This window comes from Helicobacter turcicus, from assembly GCF_019711685.1.
GTDB classification, from domain to species: domain Bacteria; phylum Campylobacterota; class Campylobacteria; order Campylobacterales; family Helicobacteraceae; genus Helicobacter_D; species Helicobacter_D turcicus.
On the sequence record NZ_JAIGYQ010000002.1, the window covers coordinates 193,237 to 215,841 of the forward strand.

Here is a 22,605-nt window from a genome sequence, read left to right on the forward strand (position 1 = left end):
ATAGTTTTTAATGCGTATAGATTTCTGGATATTGGTTTTTAAATTTTTTGTGAAACCATAGCCATTCTTTTGGATTTTCACGGATAATTTTTTCTAAAATATTGCTTTGAAGTTGTGTTAGGGCTTGGATATCTGCTTTTAAATCTTGTGTTTTTTGAAACTCTAGGGGTGGTAGGACTTTTATATGGATTTTGCGGTAATCTTTGGAATATTCTGCAATGCAATGCACGATTTTTGCATCATATTTTAAAGCAAGCAAAGAAGCAATTGGCGTGTGACGGACATTTTTGCCGAAGAATTTTACAAGCAATCCTTCATCTTTAGCTGTGTTTTGGTCAGTTACGATTCCAACAACACCACATTTTTTAAGTGCGCGCACTAGACTAGTAGCCGAACCTTTTTTGTCTAAAATCGCAACATCAAAACGCTCACGCACATATGTAAGGTAGGCATTTACTAACGCACTAGGCGTCATTCTGGCGACTGCGGTTATCGGGTGGTTAAAAGTGCAAGTAAAAGCTGGAGTTGTGTATTCCCAATTACCAAAATGCGCAGTAACAAAGACGATTTTTTCGCCTTTTTCTAAAAGGTCAGCTATAATCTTGGGTTGATCAAAGCTAATGGTGTCTAAAACCTTCTTTTTGCTGCTGACAGAAAGCATAAAAAAAAGTATGCTATTATAGACCAAATTGAGATAATTTGTTTTTAGAATCTCTTGTTTTTGGAGTTTATTTAGTGTGTTATTATAGGCAAAGTTTAGATTATTTAGTAAATCAAATTTGCGTTTGGAATCTAAAATGTATAAGATGTAGGCAATTGCCCTAGCAAGATTTAAGCGCAAGAAATGGGGCATATACAAAAAGCTAAGCCCAAGCATTTTAAGAGAACTAAAAAGAAAGAATTTTTTAAAGCGTAAATGCTTCATAAATTATTCCTTGAAAACGTTTTTGAGAGTGATTTTTCTAAAAGTGATTGTGTAAGCTCAAAAATCGCGCTTGGATCAAGGGTTGCAATGTTGAAATTATTTTTATCATTATTTGTGTTAGCACTTAGGGAGAGGTTTTGTGGGGTGTCTAGGTTAAAACGTTCTCTTGGAGTTGATCCAAAAAGCGTGATAGAAGGGCGTTTTAACGCCCAAGCAAGATGCGTGATTCCAGTGTCTCCACCGATGACTAAGTCCATTTGTGCAACTAAGCTTTTGATTTTTGCTAAATCTAGGCTGTGTATGTGGTAAAATTGTGCATTTTGTGGAATCGTAATTGGTTTTTGGGAGAGAAAAATAGGTGTGTAGCCTTTAGCATTTAGCAATTTTGTGAGTTCTAAAAACTTTTCTAAGGGATAAGTTTTGTTAGGTTTTGAAGTTTCAAGCACACAAAGAATCTTTTTATTTTTGATGCTTGAAATGAAAGGAAATTGAGCAGACTTAAAGCCTAAAAAATCTTTTGGAGATTTTAGAGTCTCAAGACTAGGAATTGGCAAACCAAAAGTACCAAAGGCTAGAGTGGCATTGCGTAAGAGAATGTGGCTAGAATAGGGGATTGCAATGCTTTTAGTATAAAAAAGCTTTGCTAGGGATTCCTTAGGACTTTGGAATCCAAAAATAGATTGTGCATTTAAGGTTTTAGCAATAAGTGCAGATTTTAACAAGCCTTGCATATCAAGTACAATATCAAAGGATTCTGTTTTTAAGGCTTTGTGCATTGCAAGTAAAGTTTTTAAATCTTTTGTTTTTATTGCTTCTTTTAGAGGCAATGGGATTAGCCTATTAATATATGGAGAATCCTCCATAATTGCACTAAATGTGGAGTCTATAATCCAATTAAGATGGAGCGTATAACGTTCTTTTAAGGCATCAAACAAACTTGGTAAAATACTAGCTGTGTGGATAATATCGCCCATAGCACTTAGGCGCACGATCGCTAGGTTAAGCGTTTGAGGCATTACTGCCCCTTAGAGCTTGTGAGTGCAAGCTGTGAAAATGGACTTGGTAGAGGAAGTTTTTTTAGTCTTTCTTGCACGAGATAGGAAATATTTGGGTGTGTGATTTGTAACGTGTAACCATTTAGACTACTAAATAGGATAAAGTGGAAATTGCTAGGGTTTTCATTTTGGCTTAGAATCTCACTTAAGCCTACAAAAAAGCTTAGAGTTTTTAGGATTTGTAAGCTTGGAAGGAGTTCTAAATAAGGCAAGGATTCTGGAATCTTTTTTGATGCATAGCGCACAAGTGTAGCAATAAGTAGGCGTTCTTGGTGTGTTAGTCCATAGCTTAGGGCATTTAATAAGATGTAATCACTATGACTACTTTTTTCGTAGAAATTTAATGCGATTCCTATATTGCAAAGTTCAGCACTAATGCTTAGGTGTTTTTTATAGACTTGCGGAATAAGAGCTAGATTTTCTTGGGTATTAAAAAGACGCATTGCTAGGAGTTTTTGTACATTGGATTGGGAAGTGTTTTTTTGGAATCTATCTTTTAAGTTGCGCACACTGGGGTTAAAATTTGGTGGAAAATGTCCATTTTCATTGCGCAATAAGTCATTTAAAAACACACCTTCTCTTACGCCAACTCCGCTTGTTATGATACTTTGTGCTTCAAAATGCAATAAACTTAAATGGAAGATTAGTGCTCCACCTTGGATCGAATCAATGCGATCCTCTTTTATGCCTAGTTTTGGAAGCTCACTTGGTTTTGCAGAGTAGATTGCACGGAAAAATTCTGCATGGCTGAAAAAGTCGTATTCAAAGGCATGGAGAGTGTCAAGGGGGTATTCAATGCGCTTTTGGATACTTTTACTAAGTGCTCTTGCTGTGCCACCTATTCCAAAAATGCGCTCGTGTTTAAAGTGATTTGGGAGTTTGAGAAGCGCGTTTTGAACGAAGTCTTTTGCACCTTTTAAGTCGCCTTTATCAAAAAAGAGTTCTTTTAGTCGGATAGTGCCAATATCTAGTGAGATTTTGTCAATAATTTTGTGGTTTTCAATGAGTGCGCATTCAGTGCTTCCACCGCCTATATCAATAGTAATTCCACTTGTATAAGGTAGAAGATTTAGTGCGCTTAGTGCTCCAAAATAGGCTTCTTGCTCACCGGTAATAACTTTGATATTTAAACCGATTTTGCGTGCTAGTCTAAGAAAATCTGCTTTATTAGGAGCATCACGTACAGCTGAAGTTGCCACGCATATAATTTTACGCGCTTTATGGATTTTTGCAATTCTTAAGAAGTCTTTTAGTGCGCAAATAGCACGTTCCATTGGGATAGGCTGTAAGTAGCCATTATGCGCATAAGTGGATTCTGAAATCCTAACCTTACTTTTGGCTTCATAAAGCAAATGGAATCCTAAATGGCTTGTCTTTTCAAAAATCGCCATCCGCGCAGAGTTTGAGCCAATGTCTATAATGGCAGTGATTTTCGCCATTTTTTATGTGCTTTTAGTCTTCTTGGTGTATCTGTGAATGCTTGAATTTCAACTCTTCAAGCGTTTCTACATTATCAGGATCTGGAATGATTGCATCCACAGGACATACGGAGAGACAGGCGGGTTCATCGTAAAATCCAAAACACTCTGTGCAACGTTCAGGATCTATGATGTAATAAGGGTCTCCCTCTTCAATTGCCTCATTTGGACACTCTTCGCGACAAGCATCGCATGCAATGCACTCTTCATTAATCATTAATGACATAAATAGCTCCGAAGTTAAAATGAAATGTAGTTTCTAACTAAAAGATTCTAAATTAGTGCTTAAAAATTTGCTTTTTTAGATAATGTATGCATCAAGTGCGCTAATGTGTGAATTAACAGAATCCTTTAGAGTGTTTTGCAAAGTTGAAATAAGGATTTTTTGCTTAGGGATTAGCGGAACAAGAGAGAAGTTTTCATTGAGATTTAGAATGTCTGCTTTTGCAAAAATTGCCTTGGTTAAATCCTCTTTGGATTCTATGTGGAACACACGTTCTAACCCTAGCTTTAACGTGTAATCACTAAGGGCTTTTAACTCTTTTTGTCCTAAGTATTTTGGGTAGAGTATTACACTATCGATTCCATAGACAAGAGCTTCCAAGAGTTGATAGGAATCTAAAATTAAAAAATCATAAATAAGTGGTGTGCGCACATAACGTCTAAGGTATGTCGCAAGTTCTAGAGATTCCACAATAAAGGCTCTAGCATCTTTTTCAAGTTCTTTTGCGCGAAATAAAAAATCTTCATTGTTTGAGTTAGAAAGTGTGTAAATAGAGTTTAGGGATTCTTTACGTTTTAAATCTAGAGGGCGGGGTTGATAGGGTGTATAGGCAAGGCTTCGTCCAAGCCATTGCGCGTCAAAGCTTTGCTTTTTTACTTCAATTACATCTCTAATTTGTGTAATTTTCACACCTTTAAAATCTTGCAAGAAATATTCCTAAAAACTGATTTCTCTAATGTCTGCAATACTTAAAAATTCTTTATAAATGCTTGCGATTAGGTGTTTGCGGTTATTTTTAAAATCTTCGTCTGGAGCATTTACAAGCACTTTATCAAAGAAACGTTCTAAAATTGGGCTTAGGCTAAGCAGAGATTCTATGCGCTTTGTGTAATCGCTTTCCTCAAGTTTGCATTGTTTAAAGCTATTATAGAGTTCAATTTCTTCGCTTGCTAGGAGCTTGTCCTCTTTAATAGAGAGTGTGCTGTTTAAATCCACTTCTTTTGTAATATTCGCAAGACGCTTAAAAGTTTGTGTTAAAAGTTGCTTATCTTGATTTTTTAGGGCATTATCAAGTGCACTTAATTTTTTGAAAATCTGCACTAAATCACGTTCATTTGTGGCTAAAACTGCACGTAAAAGCGATGGGTTAAACTCCAATATGGAATCTAAACGTTCTAAAATAAAAGTTTCTAGCGCATTGGTATTAAAATTTTTGTAATGGACTTTGAGTGTTTCTAAAACCTCTCTTAAGTTAAAAGGTAGGTTAAAATGTAAAATGATTTTAATGATACCATTTGCGGCACGACGTAGGGCAAAGGGATCACTAGAGCTACTTGGGATTTTGCCAACACTAAAAAGCCCTAAAAGATTATCTAGCTTGTAAGCAAGCGCAATGGTAGCACTTATTAGATTTGAAGGTAGGGCACTCTCTTCTGAGTTTGGTAAATATTGCTCTTTTATCGCCACGCCAACACGTTCTTCATAGTGCAATGCTTTAGCATAGTAGTATCCCATAATGCCTTGTAATTCTGTAAATTCATATACCATTTCACTCATCAAATCCGCTTTGCTAAGTAAGCAAGCTTGTTTTAAAATCTCTAAAGTTAGTTCTAAATTTTCCTCCTCTTTTTGCAAAGCTTCTTTAAACAAGTCGCTCAAACTTTGCACGATTAGGCATTCTCGCTCTGTTTTATCCCACATAGTGCCTAAACCCTCAACAAAGGTTACTTCTTTTAATTTTTCTGGCATAAAGCCATTTTTTAAGTCATTATGGTAAAAAAATAGCGCATCTTCTAAGCGCGCACGCAAGACTTTAACATTTCCAGTAATAATTTTTTTTGGATTCTCACTTAAGCTGTTTGAAACTAGAATAAACCCGTTGTGGAGATGCCCATCTTTATAAGTAGCAAAATAGCGTTGATTGACTTTCATTGAAGTGATAATGCAAGGGGCAGGAAGCTCTAAGAAATGTGTGCTAAATTCGCCAAAAAGTGCGGTAGGATATTCAGTAATTGCTACGACTTCTTCAAGTAATTTTGCATCAATTTCTGCTTTGATATTTTGGGTTTTTTCAATCTTAGCAATCGCATTTAGGATTCTACTTTTACGCACATTTTGGTCTAAAATTACACCATTGTTTTCTAAAGTTTGTAAATACGATTCCAAAGAATTTACATCAAAAGGCTCAAAGCTTACATTACGATGCACATAGGTTTGCGCTTTTGCTTCTATTCCATAGAGTTTTAGTGGGACAAGTTTGGAATCTAAAAGGCATAAAATCCAAGAAATTGGGCGAATAAAGGATTCTTTTATATTGCCCCAGCGCATTGTTTTGCCAAAGTTTAGGGATTCTAAAAATTCCTTAATGATTGCCTCTAATAATGTGCTAGATGGGAGTTGTTCTGCATCTTTTTGACAATAGAGAACCTCTTTTCCATTTCTTTGCGTAGTTTGTGCATTTACAGGATTAATGCCACATTTTTTAAAAAACCCTAATGCTGCTGGTGTTAACGTATTGTCTTTATAAGCAAGGCTTAAAGGCGGTCCAAAAAATTCTAAAGTCTCAGCACTTTGGAATTTTGGAAATTCTTTTGTGATGATAACTAAGCGACGAGGCGTGTAATAAAAGTCAAATGCACAATTTAGGCGCTTTGCTTCTAGGATTTTTTGAAACTTATTCTTAATATTTGGTAACTCTGCTAAAAATGGAATTGCTGGTAGTTCTTCTGTGCCAATTTCAAGCAAGAGTGGGCTAGTTTGTAAAGCAGTTGTCATCTGTTTGTTACCTTTTAAAAAATTCCGAGATTGTAACAAAACAAAAACTAAAAAACTCTAAAAGCGATAAAAATTGCAGTTAGTGTTGTATAATTAATTTAGGAAAAAAGTGGGGTTATGAGAGGTTTGTGAATGGAGTGGCTGACACATTGGAATGAAAATTACTCACTTGCAATTCTGTTTTTTGGGCTTCTTGTTTGTTTGGCTTGGGCGGTGATTTATGCACTTGGTCAATATAGACACCTAAGCAAAGAATTAAAAAAAAGTGAAACACTAGTGAATGAGCTTCAAAGTAAGAGAGAAGCAGTTGAGATTCTAAGTAGAGAGCTTGCTAATCACATTGAACAAGAGGTAGCGCAACGTTTAAAGAGTGATTATGCACATAATTATTTGTTTGAGGGTAGTTTAAATGCGATTGTGATTGCCCAAGATGAGGATTTAAAAATTATTAAATGCAATAGTTCAGCTTTTGCGCTTTTTGGTATGGAAATGTTAAATACCAATGTTTTGGAACTTTTTAAGGATACGGAATGCAAGCGTCTTGTTTTAGAAAAAATTGATCAGCTGAAGCATAGTAAATGGTGTCAAAATTTTCGTATGGTTTTACAGAATGCAGAGACTACGATACCGGTTATGGTGTCCATCAACTTTTTAGAATTTGCACAAAAAACAACATTGTATTTTACTTTTATTGATATTTCTGACATAGCAAAACTTGAAGAAGAGTTACAAAATAAGCACCTAATGCTTACCCAAAAAACAAAAGATGAAGAGATGGGAAGAATGTTGGGCAATATTGCACATCAATGGAAACAACCGCTAAATGCACTTTATCTTGTATGTCAGAATCTAAAAGAAATGCGCACTTTAGGAGTTCTTAATGATGCGGAGTTTGAAAAATATTTGCAGATAATGACTGAACAAATCAAATTTATGTCCAATACTATTGATACATTCCGTTCATTTTATATTCCTTCTGAAGATAAAGAAGAGTTTGAAATTTACATTACAATTCAAAATACTTTAGATTTATTTTATAGCATTTTAGATAATAATATTTCTATAAAAATCTTATCTTGTAAGAATAAAAAATCTCTTAAAATTTATGCAATTAAAAGTGAGTTCCAAAATATAATAATTATCTTAATAGATAATGCGATTGAGGCAATTAAGGAGCGTTTGAGAGAAAAAAGGATTAAAGAAGGAAAGATTACGATTCGTTGTGCAATGGAAGAAAATATTGCTGGAGCGCGCGTATGCGCACTCTATATCAAAGATAATGGAGGTGGAATTCGTGCAGATATCGCAAGAAAAATTTTTGATAAATTTTTTACTACAAAGCAAAGTGGCACTGGAATTGGACTATCCATGGTGCAGATGCTTTTAGATTCTATGCGGGGCAGAATCTCTTTTATCAATGAAAAAGATGGTGTGGAATTTAAAGTGGAACTACCAATAAGTAATCAAAGCACTCAAGAATTAAATATGAAGCTGTAATTAACGCAAAATTTTGTATTTTTAATGAGTTTTTTAGCGCAGTTTATTATAATAATCTATGGTTTTAGGATTTTTGCGATTTAGGATTCCGCTAACTAGGAGGGAACTATGCTAAAGACTATCCGTTCAAAGATTATTGTAATGATTGTGAGTTTTTTGTTAGTGCTTTTGGCGATGGTGTATTATAATCTGCAAAATGGGTTTGATAGTATCGCTAGAAGTAGCTCCACGAGGGAATTGCACCAACTAAATGAAATGCTAACTCAGGGTTTAGAAGTTGCGATGAATACGGGTGATCCCATAGTGATTAATGGTTTTATTGAGGGCGCAAAAAAAGTTAATGGTATCACAGATTTAGAGATTTTTGTGGCTAAAGATGTTATTGAACTTATGGGTTTGCAAAAGGAATTTACAACAGATCCTGAAATTTTGCGAGTGTTTGAGAGTAAAAAAGAGCTAATTAGGACTTATGAGACAGAGAATGATGAGGGTTTTTTAATGGCAAGTCCAATCCTAGCTGAAGAAGCATGCATAATGTGCCATGCAACTTCACAAGTAGGTGATGTGCTAGGTGTCTCTGAAATGCAAATTTCTGTGCGCACACTAATGGAAGATTCCACTGCAGTGCAAAATAGAATTATTCTTTTAATGGTGGGTGTTGGAGTTATCGCATTATTTTTATTGCTTTTACTCTTTAATCGCTGGGTGTTTTATCCTATTTCAAATCTTACAAGAGTGGCATTTGATTTGTCTCAAGGAGATGGAGATTTAACAAAGTGCTTGCCGGTTAAAAATGAGGATGAGATTACACAAGCAAGCATATATATTAATAGTTTTATTAAAAAAATTAGAAACACTGTGTGTAGCGCAAAAGGCATTAGCCACCAAAACATTACGGAATCTAATCAACTCTTCAATGCATCAAGTGAAATTGATGAACGTATCGGACGTTCCGTAGAGGTTGTAAGAAATAGTGCGCAATTAGGTAAGGAGATAGAAGAAATGTTGAATGCAGCAAAAGATTTAGTGCAACTTAGTGCTAAAGATATTCAAGAATCCTCCAAGCAGTTAGCCGATACTAAAAAGTTATTATTAAAGGTGGCAAATAGTGTGCAAGAAAATGTTAGCACTGAACACAACATTGCCGAACGTTTGGAACAGAGCGCACAAGAAACGGATAAAATCAAAGGCGTTTTAACGATCATAGCAGAAATTGCTGACCAAACAAGTTTGCTTGCATTAAATGCAAACATTGAAGCAGCACGTGCTGGAGAGGCTGGGCGTGGTTTTGCTGTTGTTGCTGATGAAGTTAGAAAGCTTGCAGAACGTACACAAAAGAGCTTAGGAGAGGTAAATGCTGTGGTAAATACAATCATCCAATCCATTACTGATTCTAATAATGCAATGCGTGCGAATGTTCAAAAAATTGTAAGTGTCGCTGATGATTCAATAGAGGGAACAGAAATTTTAGAGACTAGCGCAAAATCACTTGAAACAGCTGTTAATGCCTCTGTGGAAGCACTTGATAAAACAAATACGCTTTTTGAGGCAATGCAAACAATGTTAAAGCAAATTAGCGAAGTGGATAAACTCACAAACGATAATAGCGAAGCAGTGCATATAATTAATACAATCTCAAAAGAGATGGCGCAAAAGGCAAGTATGTTAAATACACAACTTGATTCTTTTAAGTGTTAGGAGATTTTGGGATTTAATTTTTGATTCTAGTTTTATTGTTTTAATTTTAGATTTTAATTTGGATTTAGCTAAAACTTTCCTAGGTTTTAGCTGTGCGCTTTGACTTTAAATTTTATTTCTGCTTTATATTTTTTTGGTTGCATTTTAGATAATTTTTTCATTATAAACTAACTTGCTTTTAAGCAAATGCTAGTTAGAATTCCAAACTTTTTTGTGTAATGATAATTACAAGTTTTTAGTAGTTATCGTTTATAAAATTGATTTTTAGATGAGGAAAACAATGAAAAAAACTACCGCAATATTTTCTAAAATATCTTTAAGTTTAGTTTGTGGGGTATTGCTTTTTACAGGTTGTTTCAAAGAGGATAAAAACGCACAAGCAACACAACAAAATATGGTAATTCCAGTTAGCACTTATAGGATTAAAACTGCAAATGTTCCTGTTAGTTTTGAATTCCCTGCAAAGCTTGAAAGTTTGCAGAGTGTGGATATTTACGCACGTGTTGAGGGGACATTGTTAGAACAACATTTTGTAGAGGGAGGTCTTGTTAAAGAGGGAGATAAGCTTTTTAAAATAGATCCTTCTAAATATCAAGCTTCTTTTAATATGGCACGTGCGCAACTTCTTTCATCTCAAGCGACTTTTAGAGCTGCAAGTCGTGATTGGAAGCGTGCGCAAAAGCTGTTTAAAGAAAATGCACTTAGCCCTAAAGAATACGATTCTGCCCAGTCTGCGTATGAGAGTGCAAATGCAGCAGTCGCAAATGCAAGGGCTAATCTAGATATTGCTAAAATTAACTTAGATTATACCGATGTGATGGCAACTGCAAGTGGAAAAATTAGTATGAAACGTTATGATATTGGTGATTTAGTCGGTGCAGCAGGTGGCAATAATGTGCTAACAACCATTACACAGCTTGACCCAATTTATGCAGAATTTTCAATCCCAAGCAATGATTATTATTTTGTGCGTACACTTAACCAAGAAAATGTAAGTGTGCATTATATTTTACCAGATGGAAATAAGTACGAAAAAGAGGGTAAGATAGATTTTCTTGATAGTGTGATTGATCCTAGCACCGCGACAATTAAGGCGCGCGCACTTGTGGAAAATCCAGAGCATTTATTAGTTCCTGGAGAATTTTCTCGCATTAAATTAGAAGGATTTGTTTTAGAAAATTCCATCATAATTCCACAAAATGCACTTTTGCAAGATTCTAAAGGAAGCTATGTGTTTAAAATTGTTGATGGTAAGGCACAACCTGCTTATATCATCACAGGACACATAATCGGAAATAGTGTAGTGGTAAAGAGTGGGTTAAGCAATAATGATGTGATTATTACAAGTCAGCTAATTAAATTGCGTTCGGGTGCTCCAGTAGCACCAATGCAGCAAAATGGGCAATAAGGAATCATAAAATGTTTTCAAAATTCTTTATTAATCGTCCTGTTTTAGCAATGGTAATGTCTATTATTATTGTGATTGCGGGTTCGCTCTCAATCTTTTCACTTGCTGTGGAAGAATATCCGCAAGTTACCCCTCCTCAAGTTGTTGTGCAGGCAACTTACCCTGGAGCTAGCGCAGAAGTGATTTCAAGTGGTGTAGCAAGTGTTTTGGAAAATAGTATTAATGGGGTTGAGGGAATGTTGTATATGCAATCTTCTTCAACTTCTAGCGGGGTGCTATCTATTAATATTTATTTTACTAATGAAACTGATCCAGACCAAGCAACGATTAATGTAAATAATAGAGTGCAAGCAGTTTTAAGTCAGCTACCCCAAGAAGTGCAAAGAATGGGGGTTACTGTTGAGAAACGTTCTTCTACGATTCTTGCTGTGTATTCTCTCTCTTCAGATACTCCAAGCCATGATGCAGTTTTTATTGCAAATTATGCAACGATTAATATTTTAGATGAGTTAAAAAGGATTCCAGGTGTTGGAGATGCGGCATTGTTTAGCCGTTCGGAATATTCAATGCGTATTTGGCTTGCTCCTGATAAACTGACTAAATATAATTTAACCCCTGCTGAAGTGATTGCAACCGTGCAAGAGCAAAACTCACAATTTGCAGTGGGTGCATTTGGACAAGAACCCATTAGAAAAGATTTAGATTTTACTTATTCTGTAACAACACAGGGGCGCTTTACTAGTGCTGAAGAGTTTGGTGAGATTTTAATTCGCACAAATCCTGATGGTTCTTCTCTACGCTTAAGGGATGTTGCTAAAGTCTCTTTGGGGGCAGAGGATTATAGTGTTAATGCCTTTTATAATGGCAAACCAGCAGTTGCTTTTGGTGTGTTTTTGCAACCTGGAGCAAATGCGCTTAATGTTGCAAAAAGTGTGAGCGCAAAGCTTGAAGAGCTATCTAAAAATTTTCCTGATGGCTTAGAATATGCGATTCCTTATGATACAACAGCATTTGTTAATGTTTCCGTAAAAGAAGTGATCAAAACCTTTATTGAAGCAATTGTGCTTGTTGTGATTGTGATTTATTTCTTTTTACAGAATTTTAGAGCGACAATTATTCCTGTCTTAGCTGTGCCTGTTTCTATTATTGGTGCATTTGCAGGAATGTATATTTTAGGATTCTCTATTAATCTCTTAACGCTTTTTGGCTTGATTCTAGCCATTGGAATTGTAGTTGATGATGCAATTATTGTCATTGAAAATGTTGAACGGCTAATCCATGAGGAAAAGCTTTCTGTTAAAGATGCTACAACAAAAGCAATGGAAGAAATTGCAAGCCCTGTAATTGCCATTGTTTTAGTACTTTCAGCAGTGTTTATTCCTGTTGCGTTTATTGGTGGGTTTGCAGGGGAAATTTATAAGCAATTTGCGATTACTATTGTAATTTCTGTGATTATCTCTGGATTTGTAGCACTGACACTTACCCCAGCACTTTGTGTATCTTTGTTAAAAACAAAAGAGCCTAAGCCTTTTTGGATTGTGAAAAAATTCAATACTTTTTTTGATTGGCTCACACAGCAATTTACGCAAAAAGTAGCACACGCAATTCGCCGTGGCACTTTATATGTAATTTTATTTGTGGGGCTTATTGGAATCACTTATGGTTTATTTACAAGAGTGCCTACTGGGCTTGTGCCTTCAGAAGATAAAGGAGTATTGCTTATTTCCATGAAATTACCTCCTGCAACGGCACTCTCAAAAACTACTGATGTTGCTTCTTTTATGGAGCAAACGGTTAGAAATCATCCTGATACAGAATCCATTATGGCACTTGCAGGATATGATTTGTTATCAAGTGCTGTTAGGACATTTGGGGGGGCTGCGTTTGTGAAGTTAAAAGATTGGGATTTGCGCAAAGGGGATAGCCAACATTCTCAAGCTATTGCAAATACTTTAACAGGGCAACTAATGCGGAATCCTAATGCAATAATTTTTGCATTAAATCCACCACCCATTATGGGACTTAGCTTAACAGATGGTTTTGAAATGTATGTGCAAGATAGAACTGGTGGTTCTATTGAAAATTTGCAAAAATACACACAAGAAATTCTACAAAAGGCAACACAAAGAAAAGAGCTAACAAGTGTTAGAACAACCTTGAGTGCTGATGTGCCACAATATAATGTGCAACTTGATAGACAAAAAGCAAAGTCTTTAGGGATTAATATTAATGATATTTTTTCAACATTGCAGGCAACTTTTGGTTCTTACTATGTGAATGATTTTAATCTTTATGGGAGAACTTATAAGGTCAATATTCAATCCGATAGTGCTTTTAGGGAGAGTCCAGAAGATTTACGTAATGTGTTTGTGCGCTCAAGCAATGGAGATTTAGTTCCAATTAGTGCGCTTGTAACCTTTAAAAGAATCATTGCTCCAGATATTTTAGAAAGATTTAATCTTTTTCCATCGGCTAAGCTAATGGGGGATGCAGCGGCTGGGTATTCTTCAGGAGATGCGCTAAAAGCTATTGAAGAAGTGGCTCAAGAGGTTTTGCCAGAGGGTTATACGATTGCTTGGTCGGGGACTTCTTATCAAGAAAAAGCAAGCAGCAATACAGGTTATCTTGCTTTTGTTTTTGGTTTAATTTTTGTGTTTTTGATTTTAGCAGCGCAATATGAGCGGTGGCTTATGCCAATGGCAGTTTTAACAGCTGTTCCTTTTGCTGTTTTTGGGGCGATTTTTGCCACTTGGCTTAGAGGTTTAAATGCGGATATTTATTTTAATATCGGACTTGTAATGCTGATTGCTCTTTCTGCAAAAAATGCAATTTTGATTATTGAATTTGCAATGCAAGCAAGAGAAGTGGAAGGCAAGGATATTTACGATTCTGCAATTGAGGCAGCTCGCCTTAGATTTCGTCCTATTGTTATGACTTCTTTAGCCTTTACCATAGGAGTTTTGCCTCTTGCAATTAGCACAGGAGCAGGAGCAGCAAGTCGTCATGCAATAGGGACAGGTGTAATTGGAGGTATGATTGCTGCAACATTTATTGCAACTTTCTTTATCCCTTTATTTTATACCTATTTTGCGCGTTTTAGTGAGTTTATTGCGAATTTAAGGGGAAAAAATGAATCCTAAAATTTACAAAGTGAGTTTAAGTATTGCCACAATTTTGGTTTTAGGTTTTAGTGGTTGTTCGCTATCGCCAAAATATTCACAGCCTTTAATTAATGTTCCAGATTCTAAAGAGGTATCACAAAGTACCCAAGCAATGGAAATTAAAGAGAAATGGTGGGAGGATTTTGGTGATGTACATTTAAATGCTTTTGTAGAAGAAGCCTTAGCAAACAATTATGATTTACTTGTTGCAATGGAACGTATAGAGCAAGCACGTGCACAATGGAGCTATGCAAGAAGCGATCGTTATCCTAGCTTAAAAGCGCAAGGTGAGGCAAAGCGGAATCGCAAAAATATTGATTTGGGAAAGAGGGAGAATTATAATGATTTTTCTCTTAGTGCGGTGCTTAGTTTTGAACTTGATTTATGGGGTAGGGTTAGGGATTCTAATAGAAGTGCTTTAGCAAAACTTCTTGCGCTCAAGGCAAATGGAGATATGGTGCGTTTGAGCTTGATTGCAAATGTAATGCAGAGCTACTTTGGTGTCTTAACGTTAAATAATCAAGTGCAAATTTCTCAAAATACGTTAAAGAGTCGCACAGAAAATTATGAATATCGTAAAAAAGAGTTTGAAGCAGGTAAGATTTCAGAGATTGATATGCAACAAGCAAGGTCTGAAATGGCAAACGTTAAAGCGCAGTTACAAAGTCTTTTAATGGAGCAAAATTCTGCACAAAGTGCATTTTTAATCTTATTAGGACGTGATGGTAAGGGTGTGTTTGAAAATAAGATTCCAAACGCACCACAAGCTTTGGTAAATGTTCCTAGCATACAGGCAGGTTTGCCATCAAGTATTTTGCAAAAACGTCCAGATATTGAGGCAGCAGAGCAGAATCTAAAAGCGGCGAATTTTTCTATTGGCGTAGCACGTAGTGCCTATTTTCCAACGATTTCTCTAACTGGACTTTTTGGCTATGCAAGTCCGCAGTTAAATGAGCTTATTAGAACTTCAAATTCTACTTGGAATTTTGGAGGAAACTTCATACAGAATCTTTTAGATTTTGGGCGAACAAGTGCAAATGTGGATTTAGCAAAGTCGCAATATAGAGAAATGTTATTAACTTATGGGCAGACTGTGCGCACAGCATTTGGCGAAGTTAGAGAAAGTTTATTTAATGTGCAAACAACAAGTGAGCGACTAAGTAGTTTAAAAGAACGTGTTGATGCGTTGCAACGCACACTAGAGCTTGCAAATTTACGCTATGCAGAGGGTTATACAAATTACCTTGAAGTCCTAAGTACGCAAGGTGCGCTTTTTGCTGCGGAATTAGAACAAGAAGGTGCGAAACTAGAATCTCTAAGTGCAACAATTGGTTTGTATAAAGCATTTGGTGGTGGCTGGGATAAAAAGAAATTTGAAGAATCTAAACGTTAAGTTTCAGCGTTAAGTTTCTTGGATTTTAGTTTTTAATTTTTAAGGTTGGAATCCTTTTTGGATTCCATATTTTAACTTATGTTAAGGTTGTTTTATAAAGCACTAAACTTAAGTTTAAATTATGAAACTATAAACTTTGCAAAGGTTAATAAATACTAAAAATGCCTTTTATAGTACGCTTAAAGCACCTAGAACAACACTAATAATACAACCTGCTAAAATTGTCGCATATTGGATTCCGCGATTTTTCTTGCTATTAAAGAGTGTAATCATTAAACCTGAGAGATAAAGCAAAATTAAAGTTATTCCAAACCCAATAGCTAACACATCAAAATACCATTTTGCCTTTGCCTTATGGAGCATAATCATATCTCCCATAATAGAACGTTCAAGTGTTCTAATTGTATAAGTAGAATCTGCATTTTTTCTGATACTAGCACTATAATGTGTGCTGCCTATACTTAATGCACCATTTTTAGTTGTTTTTGGGGTTAAGTTTGAAGGAATGCTTAGGTTATTATCTTTTAGATATTGCACAAGTGCATTAATTTCCTCACCTTGCTCTATATTTTGTGTAAGTGTGTAAGTGTGTTCTGTTGCCCAGCTATTTTGATCAAATCCACTAATGTATAGGATTCCAGTAATTGCATACATTAATGCAATGGGCAAGAAGAACAAACTTAGATAAATATGAATGTTGCGAAATTGTTTTGTCATTAAAGACTCCTTTGAAAAATTTTATGGAAGTTTAATTGCAAAATGTGAAGAAAATGTTAATTATTACCCCTTAGTTTGTGAATAATTTGTTAAAATGAATCGTTGATTTTTGAACTTAAGGATTCCTATGCGTTTTGTTGTATCCTTCTTTTTTGTATTGCTGTTTTTTGGAATGTTCGTAAATGCACAAACTTATAGTGGCTTTGCTTTGAGTGCGCAAGGGGAAATTAAATATAGGAATTTTAAGCATTTTGATTATGTTAATCCCAATGCACCAAAAGGAGGACATATTAAACAATACGCACTAGGAAGTTATGATAGTTTTTATAATTTTTTGCCCAAAGGAGTGAGTGTTAAAGGCTTGGGATTGCTTTATGATACTTTAATGGTGCGTTCCTTTGACGAACCAAGTAGCCAATATGGGCTTGTTGCAAGACAAGTGCAGAGGGCAAAGGATAATACTTTTGTAATCTTTCATTTAGATGAAAACGCACACTTTAACGATGGAAAAGAAATTACTGCCTTTGATGTGGAATTTAGTTTTAATACCATTGCAAAAGGAGACAATCCCTCAATGGTACGTTATTATGCAGATGTGAAAGATGTTATAGTAGTGGATAAATACACTGTGCGCTTTAATTTTAAGAACAATAAGAATCGTGAGTTAGCATTAATTTTAGGAGACTTGCCAATTTTACCAAAACACTATTATCAAGCAGTAGATTTTAATGCGAATCTCTTAAGAATTCCACTAGGTAGTGGTCCTTATGTGATAGAATCTTTTGATGCAGGACGCAGTATAACTTATAAGCGTGTGGAGAAGTATTGGGCTAGAAACCACCCAACACGTATAGGGCATTTTAACTTTGATAAAATCACTATTGATTATTACGAGAATGACGCAATTGCCCTAGAGGCTTTTAAGACTGGCAAATATGATTTTAGAGAAGAGATTAATGCAAGGAATTGGACGCTAGGCTATAATGGAATTGCATTAAAAAATCAAGATATTCAAAAGCAGGAGTTTTTACATTTTCTACCAAGCGGAATGCAGGGTTTTGTATTTAATATACGCAAAAATTTTTTTAGCGATAGGTGCGTAAGGGAAGCAATAGGGCTTGCATTTGATTTTGAATGGAGCAATAAGAATCTTTTTTATAATCAATACACACGTACAAAAAGTTTTTTTGAGAATTCAGAATATGCAAGTGTTGGGATTCCACTAGGTGCAGAATTAGAGCTGCTTGAGCCTTTTAGGAGGAGTTTGCCACAAGAGCTTTTTACGCAAAGTTTTTCTTTACCGCAAAGTAAGGGTAATGGAGACAATAGGGAGAATTTAAAAAAAGCACAAGCATTATTAAAAGAGGCTGGGTATAGCCTTAAAAATGGTAAGCTGCAAAAAGATGGAAACCCTTTTGTGTTTGAATTATTGTTTGTTAGCCCAGAAATGGAACGTGTTGTGATTCCTTTTCAGAAAAATTTACAAACTTTAGGGATTGTAATGCAATTGCATAGAGTTGATGTTGCGCAGTATGTTAAGCGTTTGCGCAGTTTTGATTATGATATGATTGTAGGAGTATTTCCTCAAAGTTTATCGCCGGGTAATGAGCAGGCTTTTTTTTGGGGGAGTGAGGTGGCAGAGATAAAGGGGAGTCATAATTATGTCGGAGTAAGAAATAGTGTGGTAGATGCTTTAATCTCTAAGATTATCCAAGCTAAAAATCACAAAGAGTTAGTAATTAGTGTGCGTGCGCTTGATAGAGTGCTATTGTGGGAACATTATGTGATTCCGCATTTTCATACAAAAACTTTTCGTGTAGCATTTTGGAATTTTTTAGAGCATCCAAAAATTACTCCCATTTATGAAGTGGGTTTTGAGACTTGGTGGGTGGATTCTAAAAAGCTAGAAGAGATACAAAAGAAATATCCTAATTTTAGACGATAAGGAAAAGATTGGAAAGCTGTATAAATGGCTTTAAAGCTCGTTTAAAGAAATTGTATTTTATGCTTAAAATTCCCTGACTTTTAATTTTAGGGAGTTTTGTAGAAAAAAGGGTGTAAAATAGGGTGTGCGCGGCTCTTAATATTTTTCTTTTATGTAGATATTTTGAATCCTTAAATTTGCTAGGAATATTAATTATTTTTGACGCATTGTGATTCCAAAAGCTTCTAGAGCATTAAAACAAAATTTAGAAATTTTTGATTTTGTGCTAGATTCTAAAGCAGCTAAAACAACTTGATAGGAATAAAATTTTTAGCTGGGATAGTCCCTAGGGGCTTAAAGTGAATTTATAAAACTTTTTAAAAAGACGCGCTAAAGGGTTGATTTTAATTTATGCTCAATGTGTTAATCATATCTTTAAGCTCCTCATTATACCACTTGCTTCCCCATTTTTCATTGCTTTGAAGCACTTTTTGAAATTTAGGCAAAAGGCTTTGGTAGTTTAAATTGGATTGCAAGATTTCTATCAAATCAGTCGTGCTTAGTGGCAAAATTTTCATTCCTTCAATATGAGCTCTATCGTTTTCAAAATAACAATGTATCCTGCTTCTAAAATCATTCAATACATTTTTATCTAAATAGGGCGCAATAAAGATTGCATAGCTTTGATTTTGCAAATTTGTATTTAAGCTCAAAAGCAAATTTCCTAAATGCCTTGAAACACTTTCCATTTCAGCTCTTCTTTGATTAGTTTTTTCGCTAAGAGTTACTTCTATCATTAGACTATGATTGTCATAAGTATAAACAAAATCTGCATTGCCTCCCACAGCGTGAGATTTTGGTAAAAGAGAGGAATCTAAACTTAAATTTGCTTCAAAAATTCTCTCAATTTTACTATCATCTATGTAATGCCAAGCAATTGCAACGATATATTCAAAAATAGTAGGAACATTCGCCTCTGTGGTTGTTTTTTCTAAAATCTTTGCATCGTTTTTTCTTTCTTCAAAAAGCTTTAAAATTTCTATAATATTTGTTTTTGCGAATTTAGTCTGCAAGAGATTTTTAAGCTTTTCTTTGTCTTGTTTGTCTTTATAATTTTTTATATCTTGTGGTTTTGCAATCCCTAATTCTTTGAAGTATTGCTTAAATTCTTTATCATCAAAATATTCACTTAAAAGATTTTGAGATATAGAATCTTGTGCGATTTTTTCTAGAATTTCTTTATATTTTGAATGCTTTAAAATTATCTTAAAAATAGTATTAAGCTCTACTTTATCATACTGAAATTCAAAAATACCAGTGAGATTTAAATATCTGCGGTTTAAATCTAAGTAGTCATTTAGGTTTGCCTGTATTCTTGCCTTAAAAATAAACTTAAAAAAGTTCTCTCCAAATTCATTCAAGCTTCCATTGTAAAAGTTTATTAAATCTTTTATCTTTTCTTCTTTTTTGCTTTGCCTACTTAAATACGGTAAATATAGTTTTTTAAAATCCAAATAATCATCAGAACTCATAAGCCTTTCTAAAATTTTTGAATCTTTGGAATTTATAAAAGGCAAAAATACTTCTTTTAGGGTTTTGATGATTGCTAAAGCAGTTTTTTCTCCTTTTGCAGTTTTAAAATAATGAGTTTTAAAAATATTTTTATTCAAATCATTTAAAAATAATTTTAAATTATTCTTATAAATAGAATCTTCTTCAAATAAAGTTGAGAATAAATTTTTATTTTTAAGAGATTGAATGAATAGCTCTGTATTTTTAAAATTATTCACAAGAGGTAAAAGTCTAAATATTTCAATATCTAAAGAACCATTAAAAGCTTTAAATACTTCTAAATATTTGACAAATAACGATTCGTTATCAATACAAAGTGTAGTTTTCAAAAAAAGTAAAGAAATTAAATCAATCTGTAAGAAATTATTATTAATTTTATAGCTTTGAGTTTTAATGAGATTTAGTAATTCATAGCCTTCTTTTGTAATGCGTTTTTGTTTTCTCTTGATGAGTTGGTAATCTTCTAATGGAGCGGATTTACTCTTGCATCTTTTGTGCCTAGATACGTGGTTTTGTTTTTAGATTCTAAAAGATTATTTTGTTCTAAAAGTTCTAAATATTTTATTTGTAATTTAGAATCATTAGCCCAAATATCTTCTTTGTGTGCATTAGAAAAAAGATATTCAAATAAAATGAGTTGAGTTTCAAAATTATAAAGCAAATTTTTTACCCTTAAGCTTGTGTTGCCAAAGTAATCATAACGCAGCATATATACTCCTAATAATTTGTGATAAGCACTTCTTGTGATAAAGTATTTTTTGTTTGATAATTGCAGTTAGTGTAATGAAAATTTAGAAAATGGGTTTTTAAATTTGAGTGTTTTTTGAGCCAATTTTGTAAAATTTTATGCTCTTTGCCCTTATGCAAAATCACATTTGACAAGGCAAAGCGAATATTTTTTGCTTGAAGTAAGCTTAAAAATTCTAGCAAATCAAGCTCGTCTTGCAAAGTCCAAGCTTTGTTTTCATTATAGGGAGCGGTAGCGAGAAAATAAGGTGGGTCTATATAAATAAAATCCTTAGAATTTAAGAGGCTTAGATTAAAATCTCTAAAATCTTGATTTGAAATCTTTATATTTTTGATTTGTAAGTTTAAAACAAAACGCTTTAATTTTTTTTTGCATATTAGTGTTAAAATCCCTTTTTCCACAAGGCAAATTAAATACACCTTTGCTATTAAATCTTATTTGATTGTTAAATGCAAAAATGACCAAAACAAAAAAATCAAATATATTTTTATTTTGATTATAACGATTCCTTAGTTGTAAAAACTTATCTTTATTATAAGGAGCTAAACCTTTGCTACTATTGCATTTATAAAAATCATAACCCATTTCTGCAGTATGAGAGAGTTTAAAATCTTTGATAATATGAAAAATTTTCTTAAAAATTATTTCTATATTATGAGTTTGTAAATTTTCATACAATCTTATAAGTTCGCTTAAATTGTCATTTAAGATAATATTTTTAGCTTTTAAGTTTATCCCCACGCTTCCACCTCCGCAAAACAAATCAACTGCCGTGTTAATATCTTTGGGAAAAAGTGGCATTATTTGCCCTAAAAGTTTGAATTTATTGCCTATATAATTAAGGGGGCTAGGGATAAAACCCTCTGCATATAAAAGAGCTTGTCTTATATCTGACATATAAAAATCCTCTCCTTGTGATTCTTAAGCTCACTTTTACCACTGCTAAAAGCTTTATAATCAAATTCATAAACGCAAACTTTACCATATTCTTTTAAGATTTGCACAATTTCTTCATCGTTTATCCTTGCGTTACTCCTTGTATTTGCACCATAAGTATTATTATAAGTAACTACCAAAAACTTAGTAATCAATGCAAGACTTTTAATTAAATCTTTGAAGGCATTTTTGGCATTACTTTTGCAATACTCGCTTAGATTCTCTGGCTTTGGTTTTAGAGCCACGCCATAGAGTTTAGGCTTATGATTTTGCGTTAAAGTCTCAAGTAAATGGTAGAATCTGCTATATTGTCTAGAATTATAAGGTGGGTCAATAAAGGCAACATCAAGCTTTCTTTTTTGTTTGATAAATGCTTTGACTAAGGCATTAGAATCTGTCTTAAAAAGCTCTATTTTTGCCTGTGTTTTTAAAGGTAAAATGAGCTCAAAGCTAAATCTATCCCCTAGGCTTACATTTTTACGATAAGCATCATAATGTCCGCAAGTATTTGCCACCCTATCAGCACTATAAAGCAAACTTGATAGGAGTATGTGGAATTCTTTTGTGTTAATTTTCCTTTGCTTTACAAGTTTATCAAGCTCTTCTCTTACGAAGCCTATATATTTAGAATCATTTAGGCTAAAAAACTTGCCTCCAAAAGCTTGAGAGTAATAATTTTGCTTGAGTGTTTGAGGCTCTAAACTTTGAAAATACTTTTGTAAGCCTAAAAGTTTGCTTTGACTAAATCTTTTTTGCGCGAAAAATCCTTGATAAATTATAAAATTAGATTCCAAAAAATCATTAAGTAGAAAATGGTTAAATTGTGACTTTTGCATAAAAAATGCACTCACTGCACCCGTGCCTGCAAACACATCAAAAAAGCTAAGATTGCTTTGCTTTGTATAATCAAAATGTTCTAAAAGCACCTTGTCAATTTCTTTTAAAAGCTTCGTTTTAGCCCCTGTGTAGCGACGCGAATAAATAGAAAACATCAAATGCCTTTTAAAAAAATTTTTAGATTATAGTATAAAACACATAAGCTTTGTAAATAGCCTTAGGATAGATTTTATGCGGGAGTGGGCGGGGAGTGGGGGA

The 22,605-nt window shown here is 34.2% G+C and carries 16 protein-coding genes and 1 pseudogene; 6 read left to right on the forward strand and 11 right to left on the reverse strand.

Annotated elements, in window-relative coordinates:
- Positions 1–7: 7 nt before the first annotated feature.
- From K4G57_RS02565 to glyS, 6 genes are all read right to left on the reverse strand, one after another.
- Positions 8–925 carry a lipid A biosynthesis lauroyl acyltransferase gene (locus K4G57_RS02565; RefSeq protein WP_221531469.1) on the reverse strand — a complete coding sequence of 306 codons (918 nt, stop codon included), beginning with the start codon at positions 923–925 and terminating at the stop codon, positions 8–10.
- Positions 922–1,941, reverse strand: a complete 1,020-nt coding sequence (gene waaC / locus K4G57_RS02570; protein ID WP_221531468.1) for a lipopolysaccharide heptosyltransferase I — start codon at positions 1,939–1,941, stop codon at positions 922–924. The genes K4G57_RS02565 and waaC overlap by 4 nt, the downstream gene beginning before the upstream one ends.
- Positions 1,941–3,419: a Ppx/GppA phosphatase family protein gene (locus tag K4G57_RS02575; RefSeq protein WP_221531467.1), complete on the reverse strand. Its 1,479-nt coding sequence runs from the start codon at positions 3,417–3,419 to the stop codon at positions 1,941–1,943. The genes waaC and K4G57_RS02575 overlap by 1 nt, the downstream gene beginning before the upstream one ends.
- A 13-nt stretch (positions 3,420–3,432) precedes the next feature.
- The gene (locus tag K4G57_RS02580; protein WP_221531466.1) at positions 3,433–3,684 is read right to left on the reverse strand and encodes a YfhL family 4Fe-4S dicluster ferredoxin; all 252 of its coding nucleotides are present in this window, start codon (positions 3,682–3,684) and stop codon (positions 3,433–3,435) included.
- A 75-nt stretch (positions 3,685–3,759) separates the two neighbouring features.
- Positions 3,760–4,389 (reverse strand): beta/alpha barrel domain-containing protein, encoded by a 630-nt coding sequence (locus K4G57_RS02585; RefSeq protein ID WP_221531465.1) that lies wholly within the window; start codon positions 4,387–4,389, stop codon positions 3,760–3,762.
- A 9-nt stretch (positions 4,390–4,398) separates the two neighbouring features.
- Positions 4,399–6,456: a glycine--tRNA ligase subunit beta gene (glyS, locus tag K4G57_RS02590; protein ID WP_221531464.1), complete on the reverse strand. Its 2,058-nt coding sequence runs from the start codon at positions 6,454–6,456 to the stop codon at positions 4,399–4,401.
- A 132-nt stretch (positions 6,457–6,588) separates the two neighbouring features.
- On the opposite strand from glyS, the gene K4G57_RS02595 reads away from it, so the two are divergent.
- From K4G57_RS02595 to K4G57_RS02615, 5 genes are all read left to right on the forward strand, one after another.
- Positions 6,589–7,953, forward strand: coding sequence for an ATP-binding protein (locus K4G57_RS02595; protein ID WP_221531463.1), 1,365 nt, complete (start codon positions 6,589–6,591; stop codon positions 7,951–7,953).
- A 108-nt stretch (positions 7,954–8,061) separates the two neighbouring features.
- A complete protein-coding gene (locus tag K4G57_RS02600) occupies positions 8,062–9,651 on the forward strand; it encodes a methyl-accepting chemotaxis protein (RefSeq protein ID WP_221531462.1) in 1,590 nt (529 codons plus the stop codon).
- Positions 9,652–9,931: 280 nt separating this feature from the next.
- Complete coding sequence (locus K4G57_RS02605; protein WP_221531461.1) at positions 9,932–11,059, forward strand: efflux RND transporter periplasmic adaptor subunit; 1,128 nt, start codon at positions 9,932–9,934, stop codon at positions 11,057–11,059.
- 11 nt (positions 11,060–11,070) lie between these two features.
- Positions 11,071–14,199 (forward strand): efflux RND transporter permease subunit, encoded by a 3,129-nt coding sequence (locus K4G57_RS02610; protein WP_221531460.1) that lies wholly within the window; start codon positions 11,071–11,073, stop codon positions 14,197–14,199.
- Entirely contained in the window at positions 14,189–15,613 is a 1,425-nt protein-coding gene (locus tag K4G57_RS02615; RefSeq protein ID WP_221531459.1) for an efflux transporter outer membrane subunit, read from the forward strand. Before K4G57_RS02610 ends, K4G57_RS02615 begins: the two co-directional genes overlap by 11 nt.
- Positions 15,614–15,781: 168 nt before the next feature.
- Here the strand turns inward: K4G57_RS02615 and K4G57_RS02620 are convergent, their stop codons facing one another.
- Positions 15,782–16,330, reverse strand: a complete 549-nt coding sequence (locus K4G57_RS02620) for a hypothetical protein (protein WP_221531458.1) — start codon at positions 16,328–16,330, stop codon at positions 15,782–15,784.
- 127 nt (positions 16,331–16,457) lie between these two features.
- On the opposite strand from K4G57_RS02620, the gene K4G57_RS02625 reads away from it, so the two are divergent.
- A complete protein-coding gene (locus tag K4G57_RS02625; RefSeq protein ID WP_221531457.1) occupies positions 16,458–18,275 on the forward strand; it encodes an extracellular solute-binding protein in 1,818 nt (605 codons plus the stop codon).
- A 383-nt stretch (positions 18,276–18,658) separates the two neighbouring features.
- On the opposite strand, the gene K4G57_RS02630 is transcribed toward K4G57_RS02625, so the two are convergent.
- From K4G57_RS02630 to K4G57_RS02645, 4 genes and pseudogenes are all read right to left on the reverse strand, one after another.
- On the reverse strand, positions 18,659–20,155 hold the full coding sequence (locus K4G57_RS02630) for an AlwI family type II restriction endonuclease (RefSeq protein WP_221531456.1): 1,497 nt from the start codon (positions 20,153–20,155) through the stop codon (positions 18,659–18,661).
- Between the two features lie 134 nt (positions 20,156–20,289).
- Positions 20,290–20,535 (reverse strand): hypothetical protein, encoded by a 246-nt coding sequence (locus K4G57_RS02635; protein WP_221531455.1) that lies wholly within the window; start codon positions 20,533–20,535, stop codon positions 20,290–20,292.
- A gap of 8 nt (positions 20,536–20,543) precedes the next feature.
- A pseudogene (locus K4G57_RS09385) lies at positions 20,544–21,471 on the reverse strand (Dam family site-specific DNA-(adenine-N6)-methyltransferase).
- Positions 21,459–22,502: a DNA adenine methylase gene (locus K4G57_RS02645; protein ID WP_221531454.1), complete on the reverse strand. Its 1,044-nt coding sequence runs from the start codon at positions 22,500–22,502 to the stop codon at positions 21,459–21,461. Before K4G57_RS02645 ends, K4G57_RS09385 begins: the two are co-directional and overlap by 13 nt.
- Between the last annotated feature and the right edge of the window lie 103 nt (positions 22,503–22,605).